This window comes from Faunimonas sp. B44, assembly GCF_052655945.1.
The window spans coordinates 419,871-446,049 of record NZ_JBQYEX010000002.1 but is presented as its reverse complement, the minus strand read 5'-3'; the positions used below and the strand labels follow the sequence as shown (position 1 = coordinate 446,049).

25 protein-coding genes are annotated in these 26,179 nt (G+C 68.1%); 19 read left to right on the top strand and 6 right to left on the bottom strand.

Annotated features, from left to right (window positions below; all coding sequences use genetic code 11):
* Positions 1–36 precede the first annotated feature (36 nt).
* From glmU to ACUN0C_RS05325, 3 genes are all read left to right on the top strand, one after another.
* On the top strand, positions 37–1,365 hold the full coding sequence (glmU, locus tag ACUN0C_RS05335) for a bifunctional UDP-N-acetylglucosamine diphosphorylase/glucosamine-1-phosphate N-acetyltransferase GlmU (RefSeq protein WP_445465283.1): 1,329 nt from the start codon (positions 37–39) through the stop codon (positions 1,363–1,365).
* A gap of 95 nt (positions 1,366–1,460) precedes the next feature.
* A complete protein-coding gene (gene glmS / locus ACUN0C_RS05330; protein WP_445465282.1) occupies positions 1,461–3,287 on the top strand; it encodes a glutamine--fructose-6-phosphate transaminase (isomerizing) in 1,827 nt (608 codons plus the stop codon).
* Positions 3,288–3,386: 99 nt separating this feature from the next.
* Positions 3,387–4,115, top strand: a complete 729-nt coding sequence (locus ACUN0C_RS05325) for a DUF502 domain-containing protein (RefSeq protein WP_445465281.1) — start codon at positions 3,387–3,389, stop codon at positions 4,113–4,115.
* On the opposite strand, the gene recG is transcribed toward ACUN0C_RS05325, so the two are convergent.
* Positions 4,116–6,215, bottom strand: coding sequence for an ATP-dependent DNA helicase RecG (gene recG, locus ACUN0C_RS05320; RefSeq protein WP_445465280.1), 2,100 nt, complete (start codon positions 6,213–6,215; stop codon positions 4,116–4,118). It lies immediately after the preceding gene.
* A 96-nt stretch (positions 6,216–6,311) separates the two neighbouring features.
* Here recG and ACUN0C_RS05315 point away from each other — a divergent pair, with 96 nt between their 5' ends.
* From ACUN0C_RS05315 to ACUN0C_RS05265, 11 genes are all read left to right on the top strand, one after another.
* Positions 6,312–6,608: an FAD assembly factor SdhE gene (locus ACUN0C_RS05315; protein WP_445465279.1), complete on the top strand. Its 297-nt coding sequence runs from the start codon at positions 6,312–6,314 to the stop codon at positions 6,606–6,608.
* Positions 6,605–10,120, top strand: coding sequence for a transcription-repair coupling factor (gene mfd / locus ACUN0C_RS05310; protein ID WP_445465278.1), 3,516 nt, complete (start codon positions 6,605–6,607; stop codon positions 10,118–10,120). The genes ACUN0C_RS05315 and mfd overlap by 4 nt, the downstream gene beginning before the upstream one ends.
* Before the next feature lie 105 nt (positions 10,121–10,225).
* Positions 10,226–10,882 carry a hypothetical protein gene (locus ACUN0C_RS05305; RefSeq protein WP_445465277.1) on the top strand — a complete coding sequence of 219 codons (657 nt, stop codon included), beginning with the start codon at positions 10,226–10,228 and terminating at the stop codon, positions 10,880–10,882.
* Positions 10,879–13,113 carry a hypothetical protein gene (locus tag ACUN0C_RS05300; protein ID WP_445465276.1) on the top strand — a complete coding sequence of 745 codons (2,235 nt, stop codon included), beginning with the start codon at positions 10,879–10,881 and terminating at the stop codon, positions 13,111–13,113. The genes ACUN0C_RS05305 and ACUN0C_RS05300 overlap by 4 nt, the downstream gene beginning before the upstream one ends.
* Positions 13,114–13,453: 340 nt before the next feature.
* Positions 13,454–13,663 carry a cold-shock protein gene (locus tag ACUN0C_RS05295; protein WP_445465275.1) on the top strand — a complete coding sequence of 70 codons (210 nt, stop codon included), beginning with the start codon at positions 13,454–13,456 and terminating at the stop codon, positions 13,661–13,663.
* A gap of 70 nt (positions 13,664–13,733) precedes the next feature.
* Positions 13,734–13,949 carry a hypothetical protein gene (locus ACUN0C_RS05290; RefSeq protein WP_445465274.1) on the top strand — a complete coding sequence of 72 codons (216 nt, stop codon included), beginning with the start codon at positions 13,734–13,736 and terminating at the stop codon, positions 13,947–13,949.
* Positions 13,950–14,021: 72 nt separating this feature from the next.
* Positions 14,022–14,174, top strand: a complete 153-nt coding sequence (locus tag ACUN0C_RS05285; protein WP_445465273.1) for a hypothetical protein — start codon at positions 14,022–14,024, stop codon at positions 14,172–14,174.
* A 6-nt stretch (positions 14,175–14,180) separates the two neighbouring features.
* The gene (locus ACUN0C_RS05280; protein WP_445465272.1) at positions 14,181–14,420 is read left to right on the top strand and encodes a hypothetical protein; all 240 of its coding nucleotides are present in this window, start codon (positions 14,181–14,183) and stop codon (positions 14,418–14,420) included.
* Positions 14,421–14,460: 40 nt separating this feature from the next.
* Complete coding sequence (locus tag ACUN0C_RS05275; RefSeq protein ID WP_445465271.1) at positions 14,461–14,742, top strand: hypothetical protein; 282 nt, start codon at positions 14,461–14,463, stop codon at positions 14,740–14,742.
* A gap of 95 nt (positions 14,743–14,837) precedes the next feature.
* Positions 14,838–15,410: a helix-turn-helix domain-containing protein gene (locus ACUN0C_RS05270; RefSeq protein ID WP_445465270.1), complete on the top strand. Its 573-nt coding sequence runs from the start codon at positions 14,838–14,840 to the stop codon at positions 15,408–15,410.
* Positions 15,411–15,417: 7 nt separating this feature from the next.
* The gene (locus ACUN0C_RS05265; RefSeq protein ID WP_445465269.1) at positions 15,418–15,993 is read left to right on the top strand and encodes a GNAT family N-acetyltransferase; all 576 of its coding nucleotides are present in this window, start codon (positions 15,418–15,420) and stop codon (positions 15,991–15,993) included.
* Here the strand turns inward: ACUN0C_RS05265 and ACUN0C_RS05260 are convergent.
* Both ACUN0C_RS05260 and ACUN0C_RS05255 read right to left on the bottom strand, forming a co-directional pair.
* Positions 15,990–16,661, bottom strand: coding sequence for a DsbA family oxidoreductase (locus ACUN0C_RS05260; RefSeq protein ID WP_445465268.1), 672 nt, complete (start codon positions 16,659–16,661; stop codon positions 15,990–15,992). The two genes, ACUN0C_RS05265 and ACUN0C_RS05260, sit on opposite strands and share 4 nt — an antisense overlap.
* A complete protein-coding gene (locus ACUN0C_RS05255; protein ID WP_445465267.1) occupies positions 16,658–18,451 on the bottom strand; it encodes an extracellular solute-binding protein in 1,794 nt (597 codons plus the stop codon). Before ACUN0C_RS05255 ends, ACUN0C_RS05260 begins: the two co-directional genes overlap by 4 nt.
* 237 nt (positions 18,452–18,688) lie before the next feature.
* Between ACUN0C_RS05255 and ACUN0C_RS05250 the strand changes: the two genes are divergently transcribed.
* The gene (locus ACUN0C_RS05250; protein WP_445465266.1) at positions 18,689–19,375 is read left to right on the top strand and encodes an invasion associated locus B family protein; all 687 of its coding nucleotides are present in this window, start codon (positions 18,689–18,691) and stop codon (positions 19,373–19,375) included.
* Positions 19,376–19,435: 60 nt separating this feature from the next.
* Here ACUN0C_RS05250 and hspQ read toward each other — a convergent pair whose 3' ends face one another.
* Positions 19,436–19,762, bottom strand: a complete 327-nt coding sequence (hspQ, locus tag ACUN0C_RS05245) for a heat shock protein HspQ (RefSeq protein ID WP_445465265.1) — start codon at positions 19,760–19,762, stop codon at positions 19,436–19,438.
* A 2-nt stretch (positions 19,763–19,764) separates the two neighbouring features.
* A complete protein-coding gene (locus ACUN0C_RS05240; protein ID WP_445465264.1) occupies positions 19,765–20,730 on the bottom strand; it encodes an LpxL/LpxP family acyltransferase in 966 nt (321 codons plus the stop codon).
* A gap of 140 nt (positions 20,731–20,870) precedes the next feature.
* On the opposite strand from ACUN0C_RS05240, the gene ACUN0C_RS05235 reads away from it, so the two are divergent.
* Both ACUN0C_RS05235 and ACUN0C_RS05230 read left to right on the top strand, forming a co-directional pair.
* Complete coding sequence (locus ACUN0C_RS05235; protein ID WP_445465263.1) at positions 20,871–21,839, top strand: AEC family transporter; 969 nt, start codon at positions 20,871–20,873, stop codon at positions 21,837–21,839.
* Positions 21,840–21,847: 8 nt separating this feature from the next.
* Entirely contained in the window at positions 21,848–22,927 is a 1,080-nt protein-coding gene (locus ACUN0C_RS05230) for a CaiB/BaiF CoA transferase family protein (RefSeq protein ID WP_445465262.1), read from the top strand.
* Between the two features lie 4 nt (positions 22,928–22,931).
* Here ACUN0C_RS05230 and ACUN0C_RS05225 read toward each other — a convergent pair whose 3' ends face one another.
* Entirely contained in the window at positions 22,932–24,113 is a 1,182-nt protein-coding gene (locus tag ACUN0C_RS05225; RefSeq protein WP_445465261.1) for an FAD-dependent monooxygenase, read from the bottom strand.
* A gap of 263 nt (positions 24,114–24,376) precedes the next feature.
* On the opposite strand from ACUN0C_RS05225, the gene ACUN0C_RS05220 reads away from it, so the two are divergent.
* Both ACUN0C_RS05220 and ACUN0C_RS05215 read left to right on the top strand, forming a co-directional pair.
* Positions 24,377–25,081 carry a CDP-alcohol phosphatidyltransferase family protein gene (locus tag ACUN0C_RS05220; RefSeq protein ID WP_445465260.1) on the top strand — a complete coding sequence of 235 codons (705 nt, stop codon included), beginning with the start codon at positions 24,377–24,379 and terminating at the stop codon, positions 25,079–25,081.
* 70 nt (positions 25,082–25,151) lie between these two features.
* Positions 25,152–26,132 (top strand): quinone oxidoreductase family protein, encoded by a 981-nt coding sequence (locus tag ACUN0C_RS05215; protein WP_445465259.1) that lies wholly within the window; start codon positions 25,152–25,154, stop codon positions 26,130–26,132.
* Positions 26,133–26,179 lie beyond the last annotated feature (47 nt).

Genomic DNA, 26,179 nt, shown 5'->3' with positions numbered 1-26,179 from the left:
TCCGCCTTCGCCCGGCCATCGGGAGTGGAACCGAACATGTGCACCTGCCTGGCCGTCGTTCTCGCCGCGGGCGAAGGCACCCGGATGAAGTCCCGCCTGCCCAAGGTGCTGCATCCGATCGGCCACTTGCCGATGGTGGCGCATGTCGTGCGCGCCGCCCGCGCCGCCGGTGCCGACCGCATCGCCGTGGTGGTCGGGCCGGACCATGCCGGCGTCGACACCGTCGTCGCGCGCCACGCGCCGTCGGCCTCCGTCCACGTCCAGCAGGAGCGCCGGGGCACCGCCCATGCGGTGCTTGCCGCGCGCGCCGCGCTGGAGGAAGGATGCGACGACCTGGTCGTCATCTTCGGTGACACGCCCTTCGTCTCGGCCGGGACCGTCTCGCGCATGCGCGCACGGCTCGTCGAAGGCGCTGCAGTCGTGGTCGGCGGCATGGTGCCCGCCGATCCGACCGGCTACGGCCGGCTGATCGTCGAGAACGGGCAGCTCCGCGCGATCCGCGAGCACAAGGATGCGTCCGAGGCCGAGCGCGCCATCCGGCTCTGCAACGGTGGCATCATGGCGCTGCGCGGCGACCGCGCCCTGGCGCTTCTCGAAGCGATCGGCTGCGACAATGCGCAAGGCGAATTCTACCTGACCGACGCGGTTGCGATCGCCAATGCGGAAGGCGCGCGCGTCGAGGCGATCGAGATCGACGCGGAGGAGGTCTTCGGCATCAACGACCGGCTGCAGCTCGCCGAGGCCGAGCGCCTGTTCCAGGACCGCCGGCGCGTCGCGGCGATGGCGGGCGGCGCCACGCTCCTTTCGCCCGAGACGGTCTTCTTCGCGTATGACACCGAGCTCGGCCGTGACGTGACGATCGGCCAGAACGTCGTCTTCGGGCCCGGCGTCGCGGTGGATGACGGCGTCGAGATCCGCCCCTTCTGTCATATCGAGGGCGCGCGCATCCGCAGCGGCGCCGTGGTCGGCCCGTTCGCGCGCCTGCGCCCGGGCGCGGAGCTCGGCAGCGGCGTCCATGTCGGGAATTTCTGCGAGATCAAGAACGCCGTCCTCGACGAGGGCGCCAAGGTCAACCACCTCACCTATATCGGCGACGCCCATGTCGGCGCGAGAACGAATGTCGGCGCGGGCACGATCACCTGCAATTACGACGGCGTTCACAAGCACCACACCGAGATCGGCGCGAACGCCTTCATCGGGTCGAACACGGCGCTCGTCGCGCCGGTCACCGTCGGCGACGGCGCCTACATCGCCTCCGGCAGCGTGATCACCGACGACGTCGAGGCCGGCGCGCTCGCGCTCGGGCGCGCCCGCCAGGTCGTGAAGCCCGGCTGGGCGGAAGCGAAGAGCCCGAAGCGCGCGTGAGGGCCCGTTCTTAGTCATAGTTCGAAATTGCTTTTGATTTTCACCGGGGAAGCGGATCGCTTATCTGCGCCGGTGCCTTTCTCTGGAGAACGCGAATGTGCGGCATTGTCGGTATTCTGGGTCACAGTCCGGTGGCGCCGCTCCTCGTCGACGCGCTGAAGCGGCTCGAATATCGCGGCTACGACTCCGCCGGGGTGGCGACGCTCGAGCACGGGCACCTGACCCGCCGGCGCGCGCAGGGGAAGCTCGTCAACCTCGAGTCCCGCCTGAAGGAGGAGCCGCTCGCCGGGCTGATCGGCATCGGCCACACGCGCTGGGCCACGCACGGCGCGCCGAACGAGGCGAACGCCCATCCGCATGCGACCGAGAAGGTGGCGGTCGTCCACAACGGCATCATCGAGAACTTCCAGGCGCTGCGCGAGGAGGTCCGCAAGGCCGGGCGCAAGCTCGCCAGCGACACCGACACGGAGGTGATCGCCCATCTCCTGACGATGGCGCTCGACCGCGGCCTCCCGCCGAGGCAAGCGATGGCCGACACGCTGCATCGGCTGGAGGGCGCCTTCGCGATGGCGGCGCTCTTCGAGGGCGAGGACGATCTCCTGATCGCGGCCCGCCGCGGCAGCCCGCTCGCCATCGGCCACGGCAAGGGCGAGATGTATCTCGGCTCCGACGCCATCGCGCTCGCCCCGTTCACGGACCGGATCACCTATCTCGAGGAGGGCGACTGGGCGGTCATCAAGCGGAGCGGCGTCGAGATCTTCGACGAAGAGGGCAACCGGGTCGACCGGCCGGTCACCCATGCGGTCGCCGCGAGCCTGACGGTCGACAAGGGCAATCACCGCCACTTCATGCTGAAGGAGATCCACGAGCAGCCGGAGGTGATCTCCCACACGCTCGGCCACTACATCGATTTCGCGACCGGCCGCGCCGTGCTGCCGCCAGGCGCGGAGGTCGACTTCAGCACGCTCGCGCGGCTGTCGATCTCGGCCTGCGGCACGGCCTATTACGCCGGCCTGATCGGCAAGTACTGGTTCGAGCGGCTGGCGCGGCTCCCGGTCGAGATCGATATCGCCTCGGAGTTCAGGTACCGCGAGATGCCGCTCGACCCGGACGGGCTGGCGCTCTTCATCTCGCAATCGGGCGAGACGGCCGATACGCTCGCCTCGCTGCGCTATTGCCGGAAGCACGGGCAGAAGATCGCCGCCGTCGTCAACGTGCCGACCTCCACCATCGCGCGCGAATCCGACTACGTGCTGCCGACGCTCGCCGGCCCCGAGATCGGCGTCGCCTCGACCAAGGCGTTCACCTGCCAGCTGTCGGTGCTCTTCGCGCTCGCCGTCGCCGCCGGCCGGCAGCGCGGCCACCTCAGCGAGGCCGACGAGGCGCGCCTCGTGGCGGCGGCGATCGAGGTGCCCCGGCTCGTGTCGCAGACGCTCAAGCTCGAGCCGCGGATCGAGGCGCTCGCCAAGGACATCGCGAAGACGAAGGACGTGCTCTATCTCGGCCGGGGCACGAGCTTTCCGCTCGCCATGGAAGGCGCCCTGAAGCTCAAGGAAATCTCGTACATCCACGCCGAGGGCTACGCTGCCGGCGAACTGAAGCACGGCCCGATCGCGCTGATCGACGAATCGCTCCCCGTCTTCGTGATCGCGCCGCACGACGCGCTCTTCGAGAAGACCAGCTCCAACATGCAGGAGGTCGCCGCCCGCGGCGGCCGCATCGTGCTCATCACGGACCGGCTCGGCGCGGAGGCGGCCCACATCGAGACGATGGAGACCATCGTCCTTCCCGACATGGCGCCCGAGGTCACGCCGATCGTCTACGCGATCCCCGTCCAGCTCATCGCCTACCATACGGCGGTCGTGATGGGGACCGACGTCGACCAGCCGCGGAACCTCGCCAAGTCCGTCACTGTGGAATAGGTCGTATTGCCGGCCTCGCGGGCCTCTCACTATATTCGCGCGCAGGCTCCCGGCGTGGCCTGGGCAGTCCTTATCCGGCCGGCGCGAGGCGAATGACGAATGGACTTGGAGCATCCGACGGAGCCGGAGCACAGGCGCAGGTCGCGCGGCAGCATGCGGCTGCGCAGCTATTTCCTCACCGGGATCGTCGTCGCCGCGCCGATCAGCATCACGATCTACCTGACCTGGACCTTCGTCCACTGGGTGGACGGCTGGGTGAAGCCGCTCATCCCGCGCGCCTACAACCCGGACACCTACCTGCCGTTCTCCGTGCCCGGAGTCGGCCTGGTCGTGGCCATCTTCCTGTTGACCATGCTCGGCTTCCTGACCGCGAACCTGGTCGGCCGGACGGTCGTCGGCTACGGCGAACTGCTGCTCGACCGCATGCCGCTGGTGCGCAATCTCTACAGGGCGTTGAAGCAGATATTCCAGACGGTTCTGTCGGAATCCTCGCGTAGTTTCCAGAAGGTCGGGATCATCCAGTATCCGAGCAAGGGCCTTTGGGCGCTCGTGTTCATCGCGACCGACGCGAAGGGCGAGGTCGCGCACAAGCTCCCGGTCGACGAGGAGGTCGTGTCCGTCTTCCTGCCGACCACCCCGAACCCGACCTCCGGCTTCCTCCTCTTCGTTCCCCGCAAGGACATCGTCGAGCTCGACATGAGCGTGGAGGAGGGCGCCAAGCTCGTCATCTCGGCAGGCTTGGTCACGCCCGATTACCAGTCCAGGCTGAAGGGTCTGGCCGATCGGGACCGGCGACCGTCGGATGTGCCGTCCGTCGCGGCCGAATAGTCAGCCGGCCCGCATGAGGCGCACCGCGTCGTCGCGCCCGAACAGATAGAGCAGGAGCCGGAGCGCCGCCGCGCGTTCGCCCGCCATGCCCGCGTCCCGCGCCAGCGCGAGCCGCGCCTCGTCGCGCGCGAGCGGCAGAAGGTCGGCATGGACGTCGGGCCGCGCGATGCGGAAGCCGGGCACGCCCGATTGCCGCGTGCCGAGGAGGTCGCCTTCGCCGCGGAGCCTCAGGTCCTCCTCCGCGATCCGGAAGCCGTCCTCCGTCTCGCGCATGACGGTGAGCCGCGCCCGCGCGACCTCCCCGAGCGGAGAGCGGTAGAGCAGCACGCAGGTGGAACGCGCGGTGCCGCGCCCGATCCGCCCGCGCAGCTGGTGGAGCTGGGCGAGCCCGAACCGCTCGGCGTGCTCGACCACCATGATGGTCGCGTCGGGCACGTCGACGCCGACCTCGATGACGGTCGTCGCCACCAGCACCATGCCGCTTCCGGCGCGGAATCGGCCCATCGCCTCGTCCTTCTTCGCCGCGCTCATGCGCCCATGCACGAGCACGACGCGGTCGCCGAACAGCCGGCGGAGCGCCGCGAACCGCTCCTCCGCGGCGGCGAGGTCCGACTGCTCGGATTCGGAGACGAGCGGGCACACCCAGTAGACCTTCTCGCCGGCGTCGAGCGCCGCACCGATGCGGTCCGTGAGCTCGCCGATCCGGTCGAGCGAGACGAGCCGCGTGTCGATCGGCTGCCGCCCCGCCGGCTTTTCGGTAAGCCGCGAAACCTCCATGTCGCCGAACCACGACAGCACGAGCGTGCGCGGGATCGGCGTCGCCGTCATGACCAGCATGTCCGGCGTGCTGCCCTTGGAGGAGAGCGCCATGCGCTGATGCACGCCGAACCGGTGCTGCTCGTCGACGACGGCGAGCCCCAGACGGCGGAATGCGACCTCGCCCTGGAACAGCGCGTGGGTCCCGACGACCAGGCTCGTGCGGCCGTCGGCGATCCGCGCAAGGCTCTCGCGCCGCTCGGCCGGACGATCCTTGCCGGTGAGGAGCCGGACCTCCAGGCCCGCCGCGTCGGCGAGCGGCGCGATGGTGGCGAAGTGCTGGCGGGCGAGGAGCTCCGTCGGTGCCATCAGGGCGGCTTGGGCGCCGGCTTCCGCGACATGCGCCATCGCGATCAGCGCGACCAGCGTCTTGCCCGAACCGACGTCGCCCTGCAGGAGCCGCACCATGCGCGTTTCGGAGCGGAGGTCGGCCGCGATCTCGGCGATCGCCTGTTCCTGCGAAGCCGTGAGGCCGAAGGGCAGGGCGGCCCGGATCCGCTCCGCGACCGCGCCCTCGAACCGCCACGCCTCGCCGCGGGCGCGCCGCGCATTGCCGCGCACCAGGGCGAGCGCGAGCTGGCTCGCCAGCAGTTCGTCGAAAGCGAGCCGCCGCGAGGCCGGCCCGATCGGATCGGCGTCCTCCGGCTTCCGCGGATCGTGGACCTGCCGGAGCGCTTCGGCGAAGGAAGGCCAAGCCTCGCGCGCGGCGTGCTCCGGCGAGATCCATTCCGGCAGGCGGGGAATCTTCCCGAGCGCGGCGGCCACAGCCTTGCGCAGCACCTTGGGCGACAGCCCCGCCGTGGTGCCGTAGACCGGCTCGATCTCCGGCAGGTCCCCGGCCTTCTCCGGCGGCAGGACGTAGTCGGGATGCACGATCTGCGGTCGGAGGTCGAACCATTCGACCGGCCCGCTCACCACGCGCCGCTCGCCGACGGGATAAAGCTTCAGCATCCAGTCGGCGCGGGCATGGAAATAGACGACCTGCACGGCCGCCCCGCCGTCCGAGATCACCACCCGCCACGGCGCCCGCGAGCCGGGCGGCGGCGGATCGTGCCGCTCCACCACGCCCTCCACCGTCACCGCCCCGGACGGCGGCAGCTGCCAGAGCGGCGGCCGGTTGCGCCGGTCGGTCACGCTTGAAGGCAGGTGGAAGAGGAGGTCCCGCACGAGCGGCTCCGCGCCGTTCTCGCCGATGATCCGCTTCAGCAGCGCCGCCACGCGCGGGCCGACCCCGGAGAGGGTCTCGGCCGGCGCGAACAGGGGGTCGAGGAGGGACGGGCGCATGATGCTCGGAGAGGGGCTGCCGCTTGTCTTGAAGAGCGCGCGACCGATCTATAGAGGCTCGTTCATCATCACCAAAGCGGAACCGGATCGGCTGTCATGACGGGCACCACCCGCACCAGCAACGGGCTCGACGTTCGCCGCCGGCGCGCACTCTACCACGCCTGGCATCGCGGCACGCGCGAGATGGACCTGCTCCTCGGCCGCTTTGCCGACAGCCACATCGCCGACCTCTCCGACGCCGAGCTCGCCGATTTCGAGGCGCTGATGGAAGTGCCCGACCCGGACCTCTTCGCCTGGCTGACCAACGCGCGCGAAGTGGCCGCCGAGCATGCCGGCCCGGTCTACCGTCGCCTCGTCCGCTTCCACGCCGAGACGGCAGGAAAGTCTCCATGAAGAAGAGCATCACGGGCAGCCCGGCCGAGCTCCTGAAGCAGCACGACCGGCTCGTCGTCGGCGGCGTGCCGGACGGCTACGAGGGCCGCGTCCTCGGCGATCTCGCGCGCGCCGAGGGCACGGTGCTCTACGTCGCGCCGGACGCGCGCCGGCTGGCGCTGACCGAGCAGGCGCTCGCCTTCTTCGCGCCCGACGTGGCGGTGATGACCTTTCCGGCCTGGGACTGCCTGCCCTACGACCGCGTCTCGCCCGCCCACGACGTCTCCGCCCGGCGGATCAGCGCGCTCCACGGCCTTTCCGCCGACGACTGGGGCAAGGCGCCGCGCATCCTGCTGACCACGGCGAACGCGATCGTGCAGCGCGTGCTGCCGCGCGACGTGGTCGAGACGCGGGCCTGGCGGGCGAAGGCCGGCGGCTCGGCGCCGATGAAGGGCCTCGTCGAATGGCTCGAGCAGAACGGCTTCGACCGCACGTCGACCGTCCGCGAGATCGGCGAATATGCCGTGCGCGGCGGCATCGTCGACCTCTGGGCCGCCGGAGCGCCGGCCCCGATCCGCCTCGATTTCTTCGGCGACACGCTGGAGACGATCCGCCCCTTCGATGCCGCCACCCAGCGCACCACCGGCCAGATCCCGCAGATCGACCTCGTGCCGGCGAGCGAGGTGATCCTGACCGAGGAGACGGTGAGCCGCTTCCGGCAGGCCTACCGCGACGCCTTCGGCGCGGTCACCGGCAGCGACCCGCTCTACGAGGCGGTCAGCGAGGGCCGCCGCTTCGCCGGCATGGAGCACTGGCTGCCCTTCTTCTACGAGCGCCTCGTGACGCTGTTCGACTACCTGCCCGACGCGCCCGTCGTGATCGGCCATCTGGTGGAGGAGGGGGTCGCGGCGCGGCTCGACCAGGTCCGCGACCATTACGAGGCGCGCAAGGAGGCGGTCGGGCACGCTTCGGCCGCCGGCGCCGTGCCCTACAAGCCGGCGCCGCCCGAAGGCCTTTATTTCTCGCCCGAAGGCTGGCGGTCCGCGCTCGCCGACCGCCGCCACGCCGTGCTCTCCCCCTTCGCCAAGCCGGAGGAGCAGGGCGGGCTCACCGTCGACCTCGAGGGCCGCACCGGGCGCACCTTCGCCGCCGAGCGCGCCGCCGGCGACGTCAACGTGTTCGACGCCCTCGTCGCCCATATCGCCGCGCTGCGGAAGGCCGGGAAGCGCGTCGTGCTCACGGCCTGGAGCGACGGCGCGCGCGACCGCCTCGCCCAGGTGCTCGCCGACCACGGCCTGCAGAGGCTCGAGCCGGTCGAGACGGCGGCGGAGGCCGAGGCGCTGCCGAAGGGCGCGACCGCGCTCGCCGTGCTGCCGCTGGAGACCGGCTTCGAGACGTCGGCGCTCGCCGTCATCGGCGACCAGGACGTGCTCGGCGACCGCCTCGTGCGCGCCGCGCGCAAGCGCAAGCGCGCCGCCGACGCCATCACCGAGGCGACGAGCCTGGCCGCCGGCGACCTCGTCGTCCATGTCGACCACGGCATCGCCCGCTTCACTGGGCTGCGCACCATCAAGGCGGCCGGCGCGCCGCACGATTGCCTGGAGCTGCAATATGCCGGCGGCGACAAGCTGTTCCTGCCGGTGGAGAACATCGAGCTCCTGACCCGCTTCGGCTCGGACGGCTCGGACGCCGATCTCGACAGGCTCGGCGGCGTCGGCTGGCAGAACCGCAAGGCGCGCCTCAAGAAGCGCATCCGCGACATGGCCGACGCGCTCATCCGGACGGCGGCGGCGCGCCTCACGAAGAAGGCGCCCGAGCTGCCGCCGCCGCACGGCCTCTACGGCGAGTTCGCCGCCCGCTTCCCCTACGAGGAGACGGACGACCAACTCGCGGCGATCGACGCCGCGCTCGACGATCTCGTCGCCGGGCGCCCGATGGACCGGCTCGTCTGCGGCGACGTCGGGTTCGGCAAGACCGAGGTGGCTCTGCGCGCCGCCTTCGTGGCCGCCATGAACGGCAAGCAGGTCGCCGTCGTGGTGCCGACGACGCTGCTCGCCCGCCAGCACTTCCGCACCTTCCAGGAGCGCTTCCGCGGCCTGCCGCTCGTCGTCGAGCAGGCCTCGCGCCTGGTCGGCTCCGCCCAGCTCGCCAAGGTGAAGAAGGGCCTCGCCGACGGCACGGTCGACATCGTGATCGGCACGCACGCGCTCCTCGGCAAGGCCATCGCCTTCCGCGACCTCGGCCTCCTCATCGTCGACGAGGAGCAGCATTTCGGCGTCAAGCACAAGGAGCGGCTGAAGGAGATCCGCGCGAACGTCCACGTGCTCACCATGTCGGCGACGCCGATCCCGCGCACGCTGCAGCTGGCGCTGACCGGCGTGCGCGACCTCTCCATGATCGCCACCCCGCCGGTCGACCGGCTCGCCGTGCGCACCTTCGTCTCGCCGTTCGACCCGCTCACCATCCGCGAGGCGCTCCTGCGCGAGCGCGTGCGCGGCGGCCAGGCCTTCTACGTCGTGCCGCGCATCTCCGACCTCGCCGACATCAAGGCCTTCCTCGACGAGCAGGTCCCGGAGGCGACGGTGGCCGTCGCGCACGGCCAGATGCCGGCCTCCGAGCTCGACCAGATCATGAACGCCTTCTACGAGGGCCAGTACGACATCCTGCTGTCGACCACGATCGTGGAATCGGGCCTCGACATCCCGCGCGCCAACACGCTCGTCGTGCATCGCGCCGACATGTTCGGCCTCGCCCAGCTCTACCAGCTGCGCGGCCGCATCGGCCGGGCGAAGACGCGCGCCTACGCGCTCTTCACCGTGCCGGCGAACCGGGCGCTGACCGACATGGCGGAGCGCCGGCTGAAGGTGCTGCAGTCGCTCGACACGCTCGGCGCCGGCTTCCAGCTCGCCTCGCACGACCTCGACCTGCGCGGCGCCGGCAACCTCCTCGGCGAGGAGCAGTCCGGCCACATCCGCGAGGTCGGCTTCGAGCTCTACCAGCAGATGCTGGAGGAGGCGGTCGCGAGCCTCAAGGCCGGCGGCGACGCGGAAGCGGGCGAGGAGCGCTGGTCGCCGCAGATCACGATCGGCACCGCCGTCATGATCCCGGAGGCCTACGTGCCGGACCTGCAGCTGCGCATGAGCCTCTACCGCCGCCTCGCCGACCTCGAGGACGCCGCCGCCATCGACGCCTTCGGCGCCGAGCTCATCGACCGCTTCGGCCCGCTCCCCGACGAGGTCGAGCACCTCCTGAAGGTCGTCTACGTGAAGTCGCTCTGCCGGCGCGCCAATGTCGAGAAGGTCGACGCCGGGCCGAAGGGCGTCGTCGTCGCCTTCCGCAACAACGAGTTCGCCAACCCGGCCGGGCTCGTCCGCTATATCGGCGAGCAGGGCACGATGGCGAAGATCCGCCCCGACCAGCGCATCGTCCTCCAGCGCGACTGGCCGCGCGAGGACGACCGCCTCAAGGGCGTCGCCACCGTCATGACCCGCCTGGTGCGGATCGCCGAGGAGGCGGAGAAGAAGGCGGCTTGAGGACCTTCACACCACCTTGCTATCGCCGCCTTATCCAGCGACAATGGTGTTCATATCCGTGCAGGGTTCTTTCGATGCAAGTAGCACCTATGGCAACCTGAGAACATGATCTCGGTCACGGCTTTTGTTGACTGGAAAGCGCAAATTCATAATGCACAAGCTGTTAGGATTGTGAGCGTGATCGACCGAGCGCGTATCTCGCTCGATCATTGTTGTGACGTGATAGGAACTGCGCTTGCCAAGTCGTCCACTAGCGCGCGCGACCGTTTTCGCGTCCAGCTACGTTTATATCACGGTTGGCATAGAGGGCTCGCGCCGACCGACATGCGATTGGCCCTGTTGAAGTTGAGTTCTCAGCCAAATTTTGCCCTGACTTGTAAGGAATCCAATGTAATCTTCTCGACCCCACTCGAATTTGGAGAACGCCTTCTCAATGCGCTGCCGAACCGCTTGGTAAAGTCCTGTCGGTCTGGAATGCCACAGATACACCTTCCTGACACATTTCGTGCACCAATGAACAAGGGTGGTCCCTTTCGTGAGAAGATGGTAGATACTGCGATTGCTTGCGATGTGCTTTGCCACGCCCGATCAGACGCTAAGGACTGGCGCCTGGTGTTGGCTGAGGACGACGACTTGGTCCCGGCGCTTTTTGTTGCTGAAGCGTGGTCAAAGGAAAAAGGAGGAAGAACCTTGTTGGTCAGGAAACGGGGATCTTCCCGATACATTGATCTGTCTGGTTTTATGCGAGAGTGTCAAACATGATAGCAAGCGTTGATCAAGTTCGTGATGACCTCTCAGTATTCGCTGACGTGGGCTCATCTCCGCTTAATGTCGACGATAACGGACGTGAGATAGTCTGTCGCCTGACCCGCAACGGATCACAGATCACGGTGCGCCTTCGAAAAGAAGATGGTGCTATCACAAAGAGTTCGAACGGAATCGCCGATCGAAACTACGTCTCTTTCAAAGCTCTAATTGCATCGGAAGAGTTTGCGAATCTCAGAATGTGGGCAAGTGTTCAGCAACAGATGTTAAAGATGTCTGACTTAAAAGCTAACAGTATCCCAGTAAAAGGGCGTTTACTTAGAGATACAAATATATCAGATAGCACAATAGATGAAGTAAATGTATTTCTGACTGACAAGTCAGATGAACACCTTGTATCCGTACTTTTAGTAGATGGTCCAGCAGGTATTGGGAAAACCTATTTGATTGAGCAGCTTGCGCTTCAACGAGCAGAGAGTTTCTTTAGAACACAAGAGCCGCTTATTCTTCATGTAAAAAGCCGCGGTCGCGTGTTAACATTTCTTCAAGACCTAATGGCGTTCAGCCTACAGGTTATGCGATTGCAGGTAACATTCGACCAAGTGCCGGTTTTGGCTCGGTTGGGTTTGATTCAAGTTGCGATAGACGGGTTCGATGAGCTCGGCGATCCGAATGGGTACGATACAGCCTGGAGCCAAGTCCGGGATCTTGTTCAAGCGATAACGGGCGACGGTACGCTGATTCTGGCCGGGCGTGAAACGTTCATAGGCAGGGAGCGTTTGATAAAAGCAGTGCCAAGATTGGGCAGCGGTCGACATCACGTTGCTGTGTATAGCCTTCTTCCCGTTGATCCTAACACCGCAAAACAATGGCTACAAACCCAGGGGGTTGGCGACGGTCGAATTCGAGAGGCGGAAGAATGGGGGCTGTTTGAGCATGACTCATACGCGCTCCGCCCATTCTTTTTAAAGCGAGTGCGAGAGCTATTGGATGAGGATATTGAGTTTCAAACCTATCCGCCTCTGTTTTCTCTTGTTAACAGCATGGTTAACCGCGAGGCGGATAAATTCCCCGAGCCAGTATCTGAGGCGTGGGCGGTTTCGGATCGGCGCAAGTTTGTGATCGGTCTTTTGGGGGAGGTTGCTCGGGACATGGCCGAGAACCAATCGGACTCAATAGAGGAGGAGGCCCTCGCATGGCTCGTGGAAGCCGTTGTAGAAGACAAGATCGACGACGAGCTTATCCGACTGCTTAAGAACAGAGTGCAGGCGATTGCGTTTCTTGAGAATGATGATCGAAATAACAGGCGGAAGTTTGCGCATTCTGAGTTTTATAATTATTTCCTTTGCTATGCGATTCGGCAGGCCGTGCAACAGCAAGAAGTGCCGAAGTTTATCAGACGTACATTGATTGGTCCGGACCTTCTCGTCACGATGTCATATTACATCATGTCCTTGGACGATGATTCCGCGTCCCGCGTTTTGATGGAATTGTTGGAGACAAAGAAACTTACGTCGGGGATGGATAGGGCGGATCGTAATCTTTCTGCTTTGATCTTATCGTGCCTTCCAATCGTCGACAGTTCGAAGATCGCGCGCCTACCAGGTCTGAATGTCGATGATGCGGTGGTGCGAGGTGCTGTCGGCAATGTGACGTTGGAGGAGGCTAGTATCAATCAGTTGGACATCCGAGAGTGCGATCTATCAGGTGTAGAGTTTCGGAATGTAACACTGGCGACTGCTATTGTGGACTCCACCACGAGAGTCTCACCATCATTTCCTGATCCGGGATGGCTGCAGCTGATCGATCGTGGGAAGGAGGAGTATGTGCAGGGAGCTGCAGCCGCTGACTGGCTTAACAAGCATGGGAGGAGACCGAGCACCGAGGGTATGGGTCCTAGCTATGCTCGGATAGATGAGACGCACAAGTTAGTCATAACACTAAAGAAGGTATGCCGAGTTATGTTAAGGCAGCATTGGGTTAGAAGCGATGGAGAAGATCATGTCAATCGGCTGGTCAATTCACTGGAGTGGCAGATACTAGCGGACGTGTTGCGGAAGCACAATCTACTGGAAAAGAGGGATAACAAGCAAGCCTCAGGCCCGCCGTCTGCATTCTATCATGTGCGGCACGCCCGTGAGATCCTGATGTGGGACAGAGGTAATATGGACGTGCGCCGTTTCTTGGATGATTTGGAGAGGTGCGTTGGAGATGAAGCGGGTGCGTAGGCGTCTTTGGAGCGGCCAACCGCGAGCAGATCGCCCTGTCCTCCTGAGGTAGCGGTACGGCTGGTTGGACGCTGGCCACTGGCAGACCACGACAATGACCGAGGCGCTCACCCTACGGCCCATGATTGCTCCTTTCACCCGCTGAATCCGAAAAGAGAAATTGCGCCTTGCCGGCAAGGGCCGGAAGCACTACCTTGGTCGTATCGATCTTTGGCCTGACAACTTGGCCGTACTGCCTGGCATGCCGGGCGCACGTTCAGACCTTCTTTCCAAAACTCGACTTCATGGAGCGGGCGCTCTGAGCGCCCGGCCGAACGCGCGCGTCACGAAAGGACACGACATGACTACGGGCACCGTAAAGTTCTACAATTCCCAGAAGGGTTTCGGATTCATCCAGCCGGACGACGGCGGCAACGACGTCTTCGTGCACGCCACCGCTCTCGAGGCGGCCGGCATGCGCGGGCTCGTCGAAGGCCAGAAGATCAGCTTCGACGTCGAGAACGACCGTCGCTCCGGCAAGCCGGCGGCTGCGAACCTGCAGCACGCCTGACCCGGTCGGGTTGAGGAGGGGCGCGGGCGACCGCGCCTCTCCGCCATTTCGAAGGCTGGAGGAGATCTCGATGAACCGTCATGCCTTCAAGGTGGGCCAGAGCGTCCGCCTGTCCGGCTCGGCCGCCATGCGCGGCGCCGCCGGAACCTACAAGATCCTGGCGCTCATGCCGGAGGAGCGCGGCGACTGGCAGTACCGCGTCCAGGCGACCGACAGCCCGCAGCAGCGGGTGGTGTGGGAGAGCCAGCTTTCGCCGGCCTGGCCGGGATCGGGCCTCGATTCCTGACCGGCCCAGGCCGCCGCCCTCGACGAGCCCCGGACGGCGCGGGGAAGTGCGCCGCAGGCAAGGGAGCCCATGATGGCCAAGGCCCAGAAGCGCGGAAACAAGGAAGCCAAGAAGCCGAAGAGCGCCGAGAAGGGCGCGAAACCCGGCCCGAAATACATGGCCGCGAGCGATCTCGGCCAGGCCATGAAGAGCGCGGCGACGCGCCTCGGCCAGCAGAAGAAGTGAGGCCGGATGGCGCGCTTCGAACTGACCATGACGGGCGGCGAGAAGCTCGTCGTCGACCATCCCGCCGCGACCATGACCGAGATGCGGACCTTCCTTGCCGGCGGGCTGTTCGTCGTGTTCGGCGAGATCCGCGTCGGCGGCCACCCGCCGCTCCAGGACATCATCGTGGCGACGCGGCAGATCTCGCTGCTGAGGCCGCTCCTCGAGGGCGCCACCCAGGGCAGCGGGTTCCGGCCGAAGCGCTGAGCGCGCCCGCCACACGGGCGTGCCGTTTGGGAGGGCGTCGATGGCACTGAACACACGGGAGGTCGTCGCGCTGCAGGCGCAGATCGACGCCGCGCTCGCCGATCCCGGCGTGAGCGGCTTCGAGCGGCAGTTCCTCGCCGGCCAGAAGGCGCGGCTCGACCAGCACGGCACGCACGCCATGATCACCCGCGACCAGCGCAGCCGCATGGACGCGATCTTCGCCCGCAGCGAGGGCGGCGGCGCAGCGTCCTCCGCGCCCGCCGAACCCTCGGCCGGGCACGTCCTCCACGTGCATCAGGGCCTCCCGGACAACGACGGCTAGCGCGGCGCCTCGCGCCGGACCGGATTGCGCCGCCTGTGTAGCCCGAAGGGGCTCACGGGCTGGACTCCATCCATATTCGGGATATCATCCCGGATATGGAACGAAACTCTCCCCCCGACGAAGCGATCGACCGGCGCATCGCCGCGCGCCTCAAGGCGCTGAGGGCCGGGCGCGGCTGGGCGCTGAACGAGCTCGCGCGCCGCTCCGGCGTCAGTCGGGCGACGCTGTCGCGGCTGGAGAATGCCGAGGTGAGCGCCACGGCGGCCGTGCTCGGCCGGCTCTGCGCCGCCTACGGGCTGCCGATGTCGCGGCTCATGCTGATGGTGGAGGAGGACTTCCCGCCGCTCGTGCCCCCTGACGAGCAGCCGCTCTGGACCGATCCCGAAACCGGCTTCCGCCGGCGCTCCGTCTCGCCGCCGGCGCGCAGCCTCGCCGGCGAGGTGCTGGAATGCGCGCTGCCGCCCGCCACGCGCATCGCCTATGACGATCCGCCGAGGCCGGGGCTCGAGCACCATCTCGTCCTGCTCGAAGGCGCGCTGACGCTGAGCCTCGGCGCCGCCGTCCACGACCTCCGCCCGGGCGACTGCCTGCGCTACCGTCTCGAAGGCCCGAGCGCCTTCGAGACGCCCGCGGCGAGCGGGGCGCGCTATCTCCTGTTCATCCTGTGAGGACGCCATGAGCGCAGGGAAGGAAATCCAGGCGACGATCCGGCCGGCGATCGTCGCAGCCGACGAACTCGCGGGCCGGCTCGATGCATTCGCGAAGCTGCTTCATGCCTGCGTCCACGCCGGGGCGAGCGTGAATTTCGTGATGCCCTTCCCGGAAGCCGAAGCGCGCGCCTTCTGGGAGCGGAAGGTGCTGCCGGCCGTCCGCGACGGCACGCGCGTGCTCCTCGCCGCGGAATCGGGCGGGAAAATCGTCGGAACGGTGCAGCTCGCGCTCGACATGCCGCCCAACCAGCCGCACCGGGCGGAAATCTCCAAGCTCCTCGTCGATCCGGCCTTCCGCCGCCGCGGCATCGCCCGCGCGCTGATGGCGGCGGCGGAGAGCGAAGCGGCGGCACGGGGGCGCAGCCTCCTCACGCTCGACACGCGCACCGGCGACCATGCCGAGCCGCTCTATGCCTCGCTCGGATACGTCACCGCCGGGACGATCCCCGGCTATTGCCGCGATCCGTCCGCGGACCGGCTGGACGCCACGACCATCATGTACAAGCGCCTGAACGTGCCCGCAGCCCTGCTCGACGCCTAGGAGTCGCCGTTCTCCGCGGTCTCGCGCGCGACGGCCGCGAGCGCCTCGGCGATCGTCTCCGCCGCCTGCGCGCCGACGACCGCATATCTGTCGGCGAGGATGAAGGTCGGCACGCCGGTCACGCCCACGCGGCGGGCGAGCGCGACCTCCTCCTCGATGCGCGCCCGGTCGGCGTCGCCGGCGAGGAGGCGCGCCACCACCTCCGGCTCCATTCCGGCCTCGGCGGCGATCGCGACGAGCACCTCCTGGTCGCCGACGTTCCGCCCTTCGACGAAATAGGCGCGGAAGAGGGCCTCGATCACGGCGTCCTGCACGCCGGCCGTGAGCGCCCAGCGCGACAGCCGGTGCGCGTCGAGTGTGTTGGGCGAGACGCGGATCGCGGCGAAGTCGAAGGCGATGCCTTCCGCGGCGCCGGTTTCCGAAAGGCGCTCGTGCATGGCCGCGATCCGCCCGGGATCGCCGAACTTGTCGGAGAGGTAGGCGCCGCGGTCCTTGCCTTCGGGCGGAAGCGTCGGGTCGAGCTGGTAGGGGCGCCAGCGCACGGCCACCGCAAGCGGGGCGGCGAGCGCGAGCGCCTTTTCGAGCCGCCGCTTGCCGATGTAGCACCACGGGCACATCACGTCGGAGACGACGTCGATTGCGAGCGGCGCGATCGCGGTCCCGCTCATCGCGCGGCCTCCGCGGACCACCAGGTCGTCGGCTCCGGCCCGTAGAGCGAGCCCCGTTCGGGCGGCACGACGCGGGTCCATCGTGCCACCCAGTCGCCCGGCGGGTGGAAGAGCGGCAGCACGTAGAAGCCGGAGATGAGCACGCGGTCGAGCGCGCGGGCGGCGGCGAGGAACTCCTCGCGGGTGACGGCGGCAAGCAGCGCGTCGATCGTGGCGTCGACGGCGGGGTTGCGGACCCCGGCGAAGTTGAAGCTGCCGTCGGAATCCGCCGATTGCGACGACCAGCGGAAGCGCTGCTCGTTGCCGGGCGAGAGCGAGGCCGCGTAGGTCCACTGGATCATGTCGAAGTCGAACGACTTCAGCCGCTCCCAGTACTGCGCGGCGTCGACCTGCCGGACGCCGAGTTCGATGCCGATCAGCCCCAGCGTGCGCTGGAAGGCGAGGGCGAGCCGCTCCTGGTCGCGCGAGAGCACCAGCATCTCGAACCGGAGCGGCTGGCCCGTCTTCTCCTCGACGAGCTTGCCGCCACGGATGCCGTAGCCCGCTTCGGTGAGAAGGTTCATGCCGCGCTTGAGGTTCGCGCGGTCCCGGCCGGTGCCGTCGCTCACCGGCGGCGCGTAGCGGCCCTCCATCACCTCGGGCCTGACCGCGTCCGGAAAGGCCGCGAGCAATGCCCGCTCGCGCGCATCCGCCGGTTGCCCGAGCGCCGACAGTTCGGAGCCCTGGAAGAAGCTCCCCGTCCGCTGGTAGAGGTCGTGATAGAGGTTGCGGTTGATCCACTCGAAATCGAGAAAATAGGTGAGCGCCTCGCGCACCTTCGGAGCGTCGAAGGGCGGTCGGCGGGTGTTGAAGACGAAGCCGATCATCGCCTTCGGCACGCCGGTTTCGAACTCGTCGAGCTTCACGCGCCCGTCGCGCGCGGCCGGGAAGTCGTAGCCGATCGCCCAGCGGTTCGGGTCGGATTCCACCACCATGTCGAAGAGGCCCTTCTTGAAGGCTTCGAAATAGGAGTTGGAGTCGCGGAAGTACTCGACCCGGATCTCGTCGAAATTGTCGGTGCCGCGCTTCACCGGCAGGTCCTTGCCCCAGTAGTCGGGGTTGCGCCGGAGCGTCACGCGCGTGCCCGGGTTGACCTCCGCGATCATGTAGGGACCGGAGCCGACGGGAATGGTGAAGCCGGATCGGTCGAAGGTGTCCGGGTCGGTCGCGTGCTTCGGGAAGATCGGGAACATGCCGAGGAGGAGCGGCAGTTCGCGGCTCGAGCCTTCGGCGAGCGTGAAGCGGATGCCGTGCTCGCCGACGCTCTCGATCTTCGTCACGGCGTCCGCCCAGGAGCGGAAGTTCGGCCGCCCCTTCTTCGCAAGCAGCTCGAACGAGAAGCGCACGTCCTCGACCGTCACCGGCGCACCGTCGGAAAAGCGCGCCTCCGGGTTCAGCCGGAACTCGACCCAGCTGCGGTCCGCGGGTGATTCGACGGTTTCGGCGAGGAGGCCGTAGAGCGAGAAGGCCTCGTCCTTGTTCCGGGTGAGCAGGCTCTCCCAGACGTTGTTGCCCCACGTCACGTCCCACAGCCCCCGCGGCGCAGTGCCGCGCACGATGAACGGGTTCAGGCTGTCAAACGTGCCGACATTGGCGAAGCCGAGCCTGCCGCCCTTCGGCGCATCGGGATCGGCATAGGGCAGGTGAGGGAAGTCGGGCGGCAGCGCCGGCTCGCCATGCATCGCGATGCCGTGCGCCGGCTCGGCCTGGCCGCCTCCGCTCCCCGCGAGCAGGAGGAGAGCGGCGGCCACTGCACTTCGCCACCGCCATGTAGTAGAGAATCCCACGTTCCGTTCGTCCTTCCGCGATTCGCATGGCTGCGATCGTGTTGTCCGAGTCTGCGCGAAACTGGAACTATCGGCAAATGACGGCTATGGAGGGGCAGGGGACCGCCAGCCCAGCTATCGCCTCATTTGGAAGCGACGAGCCCGGAGCGGATTTCGGACCGCGCCCGCCACGAGCCGAGCGGGCCAGCCAGAGGGATTTTCATGTCTTCGACGCGCACACATGCCATTTCGCGCGCCGGCGCAACGCGGGCCGCCCTTGCGGCGGCCTTCATCGCAGCGGGTGCCGCATCCGCGCTTGCGCAGGATGCCGCCCAGCAGCCGGCCCCGGCCCCTGCGCAGGCCGCCCAGGGCGGCGACGCGCAGGCACAGCCCGACTGGCTGAAGCTCTGCAGCCAGAACCCGGAGAACAAGCAGAACGTCTGCGTGGTCACACGCGAGCGCCGGGCCGCGACCGGCCAGCTGCTCGCCGCGATCTCGCTGCGCGAGGTCGAGAACAAGAAGATCCTCGTGACCGCCGTCCCGCCCGGCATGCTGCTCCGTCCGGGGCTTCAGGTCCAGATCGACGGCGGCAAGACGCAGAAGGCGACCTACACGATCTGCTTCCCGAACCTCTGCTTCGCGGAGAACGAGGTGAACGCCGACTACGTGGCGAGCCTCAAGCGCGGCAAGCAGCTCGTCATCACCACGCTGAACCAGCAGGCGAAGCCGGTGAATTTCGACATCAGCCTCGCCGGCTTCACCGCGGCCTATGACGGCCCGGCCGTCGATCCGGCGCAGCTGCAGGCGGAGCAGCAGAAGCTGCAGGACGAGCTGACGAAGAAGGCCGAAGAGGCGCGGCAGCAGCTCATCGAGCGCCAGCGCCAGCCGGCCCCCGCCGCCGGACAGTAGAGCCTAGCCGCCGGGCCCGGCGCGAGCCGGGCCCAGTTCGCCGAGTCCAGTCCGCCGGGATCAGTTCATCGCGCAGCGGCTGCGGTAATAGCCCTTCTCGAAGCCGGCGAAGAGCTCGCGCACCTGGGGGTGGCGGACCGGATCGCCGCTCTCGTCCGGCATGAGGTTCTGCTCCGAAACGTAGGCGATGTATTCGGATTCCGCGTTCTCCGCGAGCAGGTGGTAGAACGGCTGGTCCTTGGACGGCCGGATCTCCTCCGGGATCGCCTGGTACCATTCCTCCGTGTTGTCGAACGCGGGATCGACGTCGAAGATCACGCCGCGGAAGGGAAAGTGCCTGTGGCGGACGATCTGTCCGACCCGGTACTTGGCTTCTATGACCTTCATCGTCACCCCGAGCCTCGTGCGGCGCTCTCGACCGCGGACGGCGCCGGCGTCTCGATGCGCCGCCTTCCGCTGTCGCGCCAGCGATCGTGGACCCACATCCATTCCTCCGGCCGTTCCCTGATCCAGGCCTCGAACTGGCTCTGGATCGCCTGCGTCGCCACCTGCACGTCGGCGGCCGGATCGCCGGTCACCGGGACCGGGATCTCCACCCCGTCAACCCGGAACCGCGCGCCACCGTCGCGCATGGCGCGCGCCGCATAGAGCGGCACGTGCAAACGGCGCGCCACCATCGCGGGAAACGGATTCGCGGTCGTCTCGCGGCCGAAGAAGGTCACGGGGACGCCGCGGGCCTCGCGGTGATCGACGAGGATGCCGATCGCCTTTCCCTCCCGCACCCAGCGCATCACCTGGGCCGCCGTGCGATGCCCCTTCGAGAAGAGCCCGCCGTTGAAGACCTCGCCGCGCATCCCGGTCACGTACCGATCCGACAGCGGGTTAGAGAGCCGCTGGTAAAGCCCCGCCACGGGGAAATAGGCCCGGACCGGCAGGGCGGCCACCTCCCAGTTCGCCGCATGCATGGACACGAAGATGGCACCGGTCTCGCAGGCGCGCAGCCGCTCATGGATAGCGGCGGGGTAGACCGACACGATGCGGCTGGGATCGGCGGCGATCCGGTCGATCTGGAAGGTCTCGGCGAAGGTGCGGCCGAGATTGTTCCACTGCGCCCGCGCGATCCGCAGACGCGCCTCCGGGCCGGCGTCCGGGAAGGCGATCGCGAGATTCTCCATCACGCGGGCATGGCGGCGCGTCAGCGGGGCGGCCTTTTCCCAGACCCATCCCATCAATGCGGAGGCGGTGTCCACGGGCAGGGCGCGCATGAGACCGGCCACCGTCCTCAACGCCGCATATTCGAGCATCTGCTGCGCCCGAAGCATCGGCCCCGACCGGCGCGGGCGGGTCGCCCTCATCGCCATCGGATCACCGCATCCCCTTCATTGACCTGCCATTCCATTCCGATTAGCCCCAGCCCGGACGCCGCCGCAGTTAAGGGAGGCGGTCGCCACTTGCAACCAGGGCCGGGACCAGCCCTCATTCCGATCGGGCCGTCATGACCGAGGTCGCGGGACTAGCGCTGCCCTTCTTCGGCCTGATCTTCATCGGCTTCCTGGCAGGCCGGATCTGGCGCAAGAGCGAGAGCGAACTCGCCTGGCTCAACGTCTTCGTCATCTATTTCGCGCTGCCGGCGCTCTTCATCCGGCTCGTCTCGCAGACGCCGATCGACCAGCTCGCCAACTGGTCCTTCGTGTTCGCCACGACGCTCGCCACCTATACCGCCTTCGCCATCGCCTTCGCCTTCGCCGCGATCCGCAACCGCGGCAACATCCCGGAAGCGACGCTGCAGGGCCTGGTCGGCGGCTACGGGAACGTCGGCTACATGGGGCCGCCGCTCGCGCTCGTCGCGATCGGGCCGGCCGCCGCCGTTCCGGCGGCGCTGGTCTTCTGCTTCGACGTGGCGCTCGTCTTCACCCTCGCGCCGCTGATGATGGCGCTCGGCGGCCACGGCTCCGGCTCGCTCGGCCGCCTCGTCCTCGTGGAGATTCCCAGGCGCGTGCTGCTTCACCCGTTCATCGTCTCGACGCTGATCGGGGTCCTTCTCGCCGCGCTCGAGGCGAACCTGCCCGCACCCGTCGAACGGCTGCTCGAATTCCTGTCGAATGCCGCCGCCCCCTGCGCGCTCTTCGCGCTCGGGGTGACCGTCGCGCTGAGGCCGCTCAAGCGCATGGGCGCGGAGCTGCCGGCCCTCGTTGCGGTGAAACTCCTCGTCCATCCGATGATCGTGTTCGTGCTGCTCGGCTGGATCGGCGGCTTCGAGCGGATCTGGATCGAGACCGCCGTGCTGATGGCGTCGCTGCCGCCGGCCGCGACGATCTACGTGATCGCGGTGCAGTACGACACCTATGTGTTCCGCAGCTCCTCCGCCATCATGATCGGGACGGCCGCCTCCGTCTTCACCGTCACCGGCGTGCTCTACCTCATCACGCACGATCTGTTGCCGTTCGGCCTCTTCGCCCGCTAGCGTGGCGCATGGCACAGCCGCTCTCCGGCCTCACCGTCCTCGATTTCTCGACCCTCCTGCCGGGCCCGCTCGCGGCCCTCATGCTCGCGGAGGCCGGCGCGCGGGTGGTGAAGGTCGAGCGGCCGGGCGGCGAAGACATGCGGCGCTTCCCGCCCTTCCTCGACGGCCGGTCGGCGATCCACGCCATGCTCAACCGCGGCAAGGAGGTGGTCTTCCTCGACCTCAAGTCCGACGAGGGACGGGACCGCGCGCTTGCGCTTGCTCGCGAGGCCGACATTCTCGTCGAGCAGTTCCGCCCCGGCGTGATGGCGCGGCTCGGCCTCGGCTACGAGGTCATCGGGCGCATGAACCCGCGCATCGTCTATTGCTCGATCACCGGCTACGGCCAGACCGGGCCGCGCGCCGGCGAGGTCGGTCACGACGTCAACTACATCGGGAACACCGGCCTCCTCGCGCAGTCCTGGGGCACGGCGGAACGGCCCGTCCTGCCGCCGACCCAGATCGCGGACATCGGCGGCGGCACCTTTCCCGCGGTGATCAACATCCTGCTCGCGCTCCTCGCCCGCCAGCGGACGGGGAGGGGGCTCCATCTCGACATCGCGATGTGCGACGCGATGTTCACGTTCGCCGTGATGGCGCACGCCTTTGCGGGCGCCACGGGGCAGGCCCCGGCCAACGGCGCCGGGCTGCTGACCGGCGGCTCGCCGCGCTACGGCCTCTATCCCGCACGTTGCGGCACGCCGATCTGCGTCGGCGCGCTGGAGGAGCCGTTCTGGATGGCGTTCTGCGACGCGGTCGGCCTGCCCCCGGACCGGCGCAACGATGCCGAGGACCCGGCTGCCGTCTGGGTCGCGGTCGCCGAAGCGGTCCGAGGCCGGACCGCAAGCGAATGGCGGCCGATCCTTGCCGCCGCGAACTGCTGCGCCACAGTTCTCGAGCCGCTCGAAGCAGCGCTCGGGGACCCGCATTTCGTCGAGCGCGGCCTCGTCGCCGGGCGTCCCCCGGGCGGCAGCCTGGCCGGCCTGGAGGCCGTCCTGCCGATCGCGCCCGCGTTCCGCGCCGAAGAGCAGGGAGGCGGCACCGCCTGACCGGTCACCCGGCGGCCGGAAGGCGCGCGGCGAGGCCCTGCCGCATGAGGAACTGGCGCGCGAACGGGATGCCCGAAGCCGCCGCCACGCCGAGGCTGCGGATCGCCTGGACCGGCAGGAAATCGGTCAGGAGCGACCGGTTCAGGATGTCCACCATCATCGTCCGGCTGGCGACGTCGAGCCGGCGGGCGCGGTCGAAGGCGGCAAGGGCCGCCGGCTCGCCCGGGTCCCGGCGATGCATGAGGAGGATCCGGCGGAGCGCGTCGACGTCCCGGAAGCCGAGATTGAGGCCCTGTGCCCCGATCGGCGGGAAGACGTGCGCCGCCTCGCCGACGAGCATCACCCGATGCTGCGCGAGCCGGTCGGCGAGCGCCCCGCGCAGCGGCACCAGGGCGGGCTCGCTGTCGAGGCTCAGCGCGCCGCAGATCGAGGCCGAGCGTCTCTCCACCTCCTCCGCGAAGGCCGCCGGCTCCAGGCGGGCGGCGATCGCCGCCCGCTCGGGACGATCCACCCAGATCAGGCTGACGCGCCGTCCCGGCATCGGCACCAGCGTGAAGGGGCCGTGCTCGGTGTGGAACTCGGTCGAGATTCCGCCGTGCGGCAGCTCGCTGGCGAGGGTCGCCACCAGGGCCGCCTGGGGATAGGACCAGGTCCGGGTGCCGATGCCGGCGGCACGCCGCGCGAGCGAACGGGCGCCGTCGGCCCCCACCACGAGCTTTGCCGAGACTTCGCCGCCTTCGGCAACGATTCCGACCTCCCGCTCCGCCGGCCGGATCGCCGCAACCGGCTCGGCACGAACCTCGAGCCTGTCCAGTTGGGCCGCGACGGCCGCCATGCCGGCCACCAGTTCGCCATTGGCGATGTTGTGGCCGAAGGCCGGCAGCCCAACCTCCGAGGCGTAGAAGGTCACTTCGGGGGCGCGGATCAGGCGCCGCGTCGCGTCGACGAGCCGGATCGCCGTGATCGGGGCGCCGCGGCCGGCGACGCGATCCCACACGCCGATGCCGGCGAGGAAGACGGCGGAGCCCTGCAGCAAGGCCGCCGTGCGTCCAGGCGGGAAGAGGATGGGCGGGGCGAAGAGAACGGTCCTGAGGCCCGCCGTCGCGGCCGCGATGGCGGCGGCATACCCGGTTGCCCCGCCGCCGATCACGGCCACGTCGAACCGGGTTCCGTCGCCTTCATCCATGCGTGGTAGATGGCGCAAATCCGCCCGACTGGCAATCTGCCGTCCGCCGCACGTCGGTTCGCCGCCGGGCCGTGCGGTCGCGTCCGCGCGACGGCACTTGCGCAGGCCGCGAGCGGCGGGGCATGAGAGGGGCGAGACAGGAGAGAGCTGTGGCGCTTCCACCCGGCCTGAACCGGCGCTCGGCCCGCGATGCGGCCGACGCCGTCGTGGTGGCGTGCCGCTTCGGTCGGCCGGCGCGTGCGGCCTGAGACGGTGGAGCTGCGGTGGTAGGGCCGAGACGTCTATTCGCCATTCATCTCTTCACGGCCACCGGGGCCGCGCTCGCGCTCCTCTCGGTCCTCGCTGCCGTGCAGGGAAACTGGCGCGCGACCTTCGTCTGGCTCGGCATCGCGCTCATCGTCGATGGCGTCGACGGGCCGATCGCACGGCGCTTCCGCGTGCGCGAGCGGCTGCCGAAATGGGATGGCGCCGCGCTCGATTTCGTCATCGACTACACGACCTATGTCTTCGTGCCCGCTCTGGTCGTCGCGCTCGGGCTCAATCTCTCGACGCTGCTCGGAGCGGTGCTCGGCGTCATCGTCGCCGTCACCGGCGCGCTTTATTTCGCCGACACGCGCATGAAGCAGCCGGACAATTCGTTTCGCGGCTTCCCCGCCGTGTGGAACATGGCCGCCTTCGTCCTCTTCGCGCTGCAGCCGCCGGCGGCGATCGTCGTGCTGGTCATCCTCGCCCTCGCCGCGCTCACCTTCCTGCCGGTCAACTTCGTGCACCCGGTGCGCGTCGTCCGCTGGCGGCCGCTCACGCTCGCCGTGCTGGCAGGCTGGCTGGTCGCCTCGGCCTGGTTCCTCTTGACGGATCCGCCGCTCGAGGCCGGCATGAAGGCGCTCCTGGCGCTGACGAGCCTTTATCTGCTCTCGGTCTCGGGGGTCCAGCAGTTGCTGCGGCGGACGGAATCGCGAGAAACATGAGGCTCGGTGCCGTCGTTCGCGTGCGGACGGGACGCGGCGCCGGAGCCGGCGCACGCCTGGGGGAGAAGAGATGGCGAAGGCGATCCTGATACGGCAGACCGGCGGGCCGGACGTGCTGAACTACGAGGAGATCGGCGAGATCGGCGATCCGGGCCCGGGCGAGGTCAGGATCCGGCACGAGGCGATCGGGCTCAACTTCATCGACTGCTATTTCCGCACCGGGATCTACCAGCCTCCCGGCGGCTATCCGTTCACTCCGGGCAACGAGGGGGCCGGGGTGGTCCTCGCGGTCGGTCCGGACGTGACGGATTTCCGGGCCGGGGACCGCGTCGCCTATACCGGGCCGCTCGGCGCCTACGCAACCGAACGGCTGATCCCGGCGGCAAGCCTGGTCAGGCTGCCGGACGAGGTGGATTTCCGCACCGGCGCGGCCATGATGCTGAAGGGGCTGACGGCGCAATACCTGTTGCGGCGAACCTTCCGGGTCGAGCCGGGCCACACCGTCCTCTTCCATGCCGCCGCCGGCGGCGTCGGGCTGATCGCCTGCCGCTGGGCCAAGGCGCTCGGGGCGACCGTCATCGGAACCGTCGGCTCGCCGGACAAGGCGCGGCTGGCGCGCGAGAACGGCTGCGACCACGTCATCGACTACCGCGCCGAGAGCTTCGTCGAGCGCGTGCTGGAGATCACCGGGGGCGAGAAGTGCGACGTCGTCTACGATTCGGTCGGCAAGGACACATTCCCGGGCTCGCTCGACTGCCTGAAGCCGTTCGGCATGTGGGTGCTGTTCGGGCAATCCTCCGGCGTGATCGACGGCTTCGACATGAACATTCTCGCGAAGAAGGGGTCGCTCTACGCCACCCGGCCGACGATCTTCACGCACATTGCCAGCCGCGCCGTCATGCAGGAGATGGCGGACGAGCTGTTCGATCTCGTCGGGCGCGGCGTGGTCGCGATTCCGGTCAACCAGGAGTTCAGGCTCGCCGATGCCGCAGGGGCGCACCGCGCGCTCGAAAGCCGTGCGACGACCGGCGCTTCCGTCCTCGTCCCCTGAACAGGGAAGCGGCTCCCCGTGCTCTCGATTTGGGCTGGCGCCAGGCG

Excerpts from the sequence above, each read along its gene's own strand:
- ACUN0C_RS05230 (WP_445465262.1), top strand. The coding sequence starts at position 21,848 with ATGGCACAGCCGCTCTCCGGCCTCACCGTCCTCGATTTCTCGACCCTC.
- glmS (WP_445465282.1), top strand. The coding sequence starts at position 1,461 with ATGTGCGGCATTGTCGGTATTCTGGGTCACAGTCCGGTGGCGCCGCTC.
- mfd (WP_445465278.1), top strand. The coding sequence starts at position 6,605 with ATGAAGAAGAGCATCACGGGCAGCCCGGCCGAGCTCCTGAAGCAGCAC.
- recG (WP_445465280.1), bottom strand. The coding sequence starts at position 6,215 with ATGCGCCCGTCCCTCCTCGACCCCCTGTTCGCGCCGGCCGAGACCCTC.
- ACUN0C_RS05260 (WP_445465268.1), bottom strand. The coding sequence starts at position 16,661 with ATGAGCGGGACCGCGATCGCGCCGCTCGCAATCGACGTCGTCTCCGAC.
- ACUN0C_RS05280 (WP_445465272.1), top strand. The coding sequence starts at position 14,181 with ATGGCGCGCTTCGAACTGACCATGACGGGCGGCGAGAAGCTCGTCGTC.
- ACUN0C_RS05275 (WP_445465271.1), top strand. The coding sequence starts at position 14,461 with ATGGCACTGAACACACGGGAGGTCGTCGCGCTGCAGGCGCAGATCGAC.
- ACUN0C_RS05290 (WP_445465274.1), top strand. The coding sequence starts at position 13,734 with ATGAACCGTCATGCCTTCAAGGTGGGCCAGAGCGTCCGCCTGTCCGGC.
- ACUN0C_RS05250 (WP_445465266.1), top strand. The coding sequence starts at position 18,689 with ATGTCTTCGACGCGCACACATGCCATTTCGCGCGCCGGCGCAACGCGG.
- glmU (WP_445465283.1), top strand. The coding sequence starts at position 37 with ATGTGCACCTGCCTGGCCGTCGTTCTCGCCGCGGGCGAAGGCACCCGG.
- ACUN0C_RS05285 (WP_445465273.1), top strand. The coding sequence starts at position 14,022 with ATGGCCAAGGCCCAGAAGCGCGGAAACAAGGAAGCCAAGAAGCCGAAG.
- ACUN0C_RS05235 (WP_445465263.1), top strand. The coding sequence starts at position 20,871 with ATGACCGAGGTCGCGGGACTAGCGCTGCCCTTCTTCGGCCTGATCTTC.
- ACUN0C_RS05215 (WP_445465259.1), top strand. The coding sequence starts at position 25,152 with ATGGCGAAGGCGATCCTGATACGGCAGACCGGCGGGCCGGACGTGCTG.
- ACUN0C_RS05305 (WP_445465277.1), top strand. The coding sequence starts at position 10,226 with ATGATCTCGGTCACGGCTTTTGTTGACTGGAAAGCGCAAATTCATAAT.
- ACUN0C_RS05315 (WP_445465279.1), top strand. The coding sequence starts at position 6,312 with ATGACGGGCACCACCCGCACCAGCAACGGGCTCGACGTTCGCCGCCGG.
- ACUN0C_RS05325 (WP_445465281.1), top strand. The coding sequence starts at position 3,387 with ATGGACTTGGAGCATCCGACGGAGCCGGAGCACAGGCGCAGGTCGCGC.
- ACUN0C_RS05300 (WP_445465276.1), top strand. The coding sequence starts at position 10,879 with ATGATAGCAAGCGTTGATCAAGTTCGTGATGACCTCTCAGTATTCGCT.
- ACUN0C_RS05295 (WP_445465275.1), top strand. The coding sequence starts at position 13,454 with ATGACTACGGGCACCGTAAAGTTCTACAATTCCCAGAAGGGTTTCGGA.
- ACUN0C_RS05270 (WP_445465270.1), top strand. The coding sequence starts at position 14,838 with ATGGAACGAAACTCTCCCCCCGACGAAGCGATCGACCGGCGCATCGCC.
- hspQ (WP_445465265.1), bottom strand. The coding sequence starts at position 19,762 with ATGAAGGTCATAGAAGCCAAGTACCGGGTCGGACAGATCGTCCGCCAC.
- ACUN0C_RS05240 (WP_445465264.1), bottom strand. The coding sequence starts at position 20,730 with ATGAGGGCGACCCGCCCGCGCCGGTCGGGGCCGATGCTTCGGGCGCAG.
- ACUN0C_RS05225 (WP_445465261.1), bottom strand. The coding sequence starts at position 24,113 with ATGGATGAAGGCGACGGAACCCGGTTCGACGTGGCCGTGATCGGCGGC.
- ACUN0C_RS05265 (WP_445465269.1), top strand. The coding sequence starts at position 15,418 with ATGAGCGCAGGGAAGGAAATCCAGGCGACGATCCGGCCGGCGATCGTC.